1 rRNA gene is annotated in these 3,213 nt (G+C 57.2%); it reads left to right on the plus strand.

The window, feature by feature from the left end:
- The first annotated feature begins 71 nt into the window (after positions 1-71).
- A 23S ribosomal RNA gene (locus MYF83_RS42050) occupies positions 72-3,207 on the plus strand.
- The last annotated feature ends 6 nt before the right edge of the window (positions 3,208-3,213 follow it).

Below are 3,213 nucleotides of genomic sequence, written 5' to 3' on the forward strand. Positions count from 1 at the left end.
GTCTGGTGGTGGGTCTGGCTGGTGGCCTGTTTGTTGTTTGTGAATTGCATAGTGGACGCGAGCATCTTTGTGGCCAAGTTTTTTAGGGCACACGGTGGATGCCTTGGCATCAGGAGCCGATGAAGGACGTGGGAGGCTGCGTTAAGCCTCGGGGAGTCGCCAACCAGACGTTGATCCGGGGATGTCCGAATGGGGAAACCTAGCACCAGTCATGTGGTGTTGCCGCCGTCTGAATGTATAGGGCGGTTGGTGGTAACGCGGGGAAGTGAAACATCTCAGTACCCGTAGGAAGAGAAAACAATAGTGATTCCGTGAGTAGTGGTGAGCGAAAGCGGATGAGGCTAAACCATGCGCGTGTGATAGCCGGCAGGTGTTGCGTGTGTGGGGTTGTGGGACCCTCTTGTGGTTTCTGCCGAGACTGCGAACAGTGATAAATCGGTGGGGTAGTCGAAGCTTCTGGGAAGTGGCGCCGTAGACCGTGAGAGTCGGGTAGGCGAAACTCTGCCGACTGTTTGAGGGGATCCCAAGTAGCACGGGGCTCGAGGAATCCTGTGTGAATCTGCCAGGACCACCTGGTAAGCCTAAATACTCCCTGATGACCGATAGTGAACGAGTACCGTGAGGGAAAGGTGAAAAGCGCCCCGGTGAGGGGTCGTGAAATAGTACCTGAAACCGTGTGCCTACAAGCCGTAGGAGCGTGACCATCCTTGTGGTGGTCGTGATGTGACTGCGTGCCTTTTGAAGAATGAGCCTGCGAGTCATGGTGTGTGGCGAGGTTAACCCGTGTGGGGGAGCCGTAGCGAAAGCGAGTCTGAATAGGGCGTTTTAGTCGCATGCTGTGGACCCGAAGCGGAGTGATCTACGCATGGGCAGGTTGAAGCGCGGGTAAGACCGTGTGGAGGACCGAACCCACCAGGGTTGAAAACCTGGGGGATGATCTGTGTGTAGGGGTGAAAGGCCAATCAAACTCCGTGATAGCTGGTTCTCCCCGAAATGCATTTAGGTGCAGCGTCACGTGTTTCTTGCCGGAGGTAGAGCACTGGATGGCTGATGGGCCTTACCGGGTTACTGACGTCAGCCAAACTCCGAATGCCGGTAAGTGAGAGCGTGGCAGTGAGACTGCGGGGGATAAGCTCCGTAGTCGAGAGGGAAACAGCCCAGACCACCGACTAAGGCCCCTAAGCGTGTGCTAAGTGGGAAAGGATGTGGAGTCGCAGTGACAACCAGGAGGTTGGCTTAGAAGCAGCCACCCTTGAAAGAGTGCGTAATAGCTCACTGGTCAAGTGATTCTGCGCCGACAATGTAGCGGGGCTCAAGTACACCGCCGAAGTCGTGGCATTCACGCGTATAGCCCGGCATGGGTGACTGTGTCTAGGTGTGTGGATGGGTAGGGGAGCGTCGTGCGGCCGGCGAAGCAGCCGAGTGATCGAGTTGTGGAGGCCGTGCGAGTGAGAATGCAGGCATGAGTAGCGAATCAGAAGTGAGAAACTTCTGCGCCGGATGACCAAGGGTTCCTGGGCTAGGCTAATCCGCCCAGGGTAAGTCGGGACCTAAGGCGAGGCCGACAGGCGTAGTCGATGGACAACGGGTTGATATTCCCGTACCCGCTAGCATGCGCCAATATCGAATCCAGTGATACTAAGGGTCCTTAAGCCCTTCGGCCCTTCGGGGCTGGGGTGAGGCTGAACGCCTGGCCTGATCTGGTAGTAGGTAAGCGATGGGGTGACGCAGGAGGGTAGCCCATCCCAGGCGATGGTTGTTCCTGGGGTAAGCATGTAGCCCGTGGCATAGGTAAATCCGTGCCGCATGTAGGGTGAGATGTGATGCCGAGCCGATTGTGGTGAAGTGGGTGATCCCATGCTGCCGAGAAAAGCCTCTAGTGAGTGTGCCGGCGGCCCGTACCCTAAACCGACTCAGGTGGTCAGGTAGAGAATACCGAGGCGTTCGGGTGAACTGTGGTTAAGGAACTCGGCAAATTGCCCCCGTAACTTCGGGAGAAGGGGGACCTCTGCTGGTGATGGGTCTTGCACTCTGAGCTGGTGGTGGTCGCAGTGGCCAGGGGGAAGCGACTGTTTACTAAAAACACAGGTCCGTGCGAAGTCGTAAGACGATGTATACGGACTGACGCCTGCCCGGTGCCGGAACGTTAAGGGGACCGCTTAGCCGTGCACTTGTGTGTGGCGAAGGTGAGAACTTAAGCGCCGGTAAACGGCGGTGGTAACTATAACCATCCTAAGGTAGCGAAATTCCTTGTCGGGTAAGTTCCGACCTGCACGAATGGCGTAACGACTTCCCCGCTGTCTCAACCACAGACCCGGCGAAATTGCACTACGAGTAAAGATGCTCGTTACGCGCAGCAGGACGGAAAGACCCCGGGACCTTCACTACAGCTTGACATTGGTGTTTGGGACGGCTTGTGTAGGATAGGTGGGAGACGGTGAAGCTCGGACGCTAGTTCGGGTGGAGTCATTGGTGAAATACCACTCTGGTCGTTTTGGATGTCTAACCCGCGCCCGTGTATCCGGGTGGGGGACAGTGTCTGGTGGGTAGTTTAACTGGGGCGGTTGCCTCCTAAAGGGTAACGGAGGCGCCCAAAGGTTCCCTCAGCCTGGTTGGCAATCAGGTGTTGAGTGTAAGTGCACAAGGGGGCTTGACTGTGAGACCGACAGGTCGAGCAGGAGCGAAAGCTGGGACTAGTGATCCGGCGGTGGCATGTGGAAGCGCCGTCGCTCAACGGCTAAAAGGTACCCCGGGGATAACAGGCTGATCTTCCCCAAGAGTCCATATCGACGGGATGGTTTGGCACCTCGATGTCGGCTCGTCGCATCCTGGGGCTGGAGTAGGTCCCAAGGGTTGGGCTGTTCGCCCATTAAAGCGGTACGCGAGCTGGGTTTAGAACGTCGCGAGACAGTTCGGTCCCTATCCGCTGCGCGCGCAGGAGACTTGAAAGGGGCTGTCCCTAGTACGAGAGGACCGGGACGGACGAACCTCTGGTGTGCCAGTTGTTCTGCCAAGAGCACGGCTGGTTGGCTACGTTCGGGAGGGATAACCGCTGAAAGCATCTAAGCGGGAAGCCCGCCTTGAGATGAGGTCTCCCACCCCGCGAGGGGGTAAGGCTCCCAGTAGACGACTGGGTTGATAGGCCGGAGGTGGAAGCATCGTAAGGTGTGGAGCTGACCGGTACTAATAGGCCGAGGACTTGACCACAAAGCT

It is taken from the genome of Sphaerisporangium perillae (assembly GCF_023276435.1).
Taxonomy (GTDB): Bacteria; Actinomycetota; Actinomycetes; order Streptosporangiales; family Streptosporangiaceae; genus Sphaerisporangium; species Sphaerisporangium perillae.